This is a genomic window from Microbacterium testaceum, assembly GCF_001476655.1.
Lineage (GTDB): Bacteria > Actinomycetota > Actinomycetes > Actinomycetales > Microbacteriaceae > Microbacterium > Microbacterium testaceum_C.
This window is the reverse complement of sequence record NZ_LDRT01000279.1, coordinates 1-598: the sequence shown is the minus strand read 5'-3', so window position 1 is coordinate 598 and position 598 is coordinate 1. Positions and strand designations below refer to the sequence as shown.

Sequence of the window (598 nt, the reverse complement as noted above, 5' to 3'; positions counted from 1 at the left end):
GGGGATCGTCGCCGCGGGAGCGCTCGGGGCGTTTGTTCGCGGCACGCACGGCAGCTGCCTCGGAGGGCTCGCGAGTGACGGCAACGGCTTCCTCGACGCGAACGGGGAGCCGACCGATGTCGAACCGCTGTGCGGCACGGTGACGATGACCCCGAGTCCCCTGGTGTTCGTGCTCCTCGGGATCATCGTGGTGGCCGCGCTCACACGCGTTCTCGGGCGCGCGACCGACGTCGACCACGCTCTCCGGATCCTGAACAACGCCCGCATGACCATCGTCGTCGTGACCCTCGTCGGCCTGGCCGTCACGTGGTTCGCGATCATGACACTGCGGGTCGACGACTGGACCTCCTTCTCGGTGTGGTCGCCGCTTCCGTTCGGTCAGTTCGAGGTCGAGACGCACCCGATGTCGCAGCGCTGAACCGACCGAACGCTCCCGCGCAAGGCCTCGGCCGGCACGCGCCCACCCGCGTACCGTGACGACCGTGACGTTCAACGACAACGCCCGGGTCGGGGGCAACTCAGCGAAGCGCCGGGGCGGCGGGACCGTCGCCGCCGCGGTCACTTATACACATCTGAAGCTGCCGAAGAACTTACGCGA

General features: G+C 68.6%; 1 protein-coding gene. It reads left to right on the top strand.

Annotation, left to right across the window (positions count from 1 at the left end; translation table 11 throughout):
* A partial coding sequence (locus NS220_RS20355) for a hypothetical protein (protein ID WP_058625485.1) occupies positions 1-418 on the top strand: 418 nt, incomplete at its 5' end.
* Positions 419-598 lie beyond the last annotated feature (180 nt).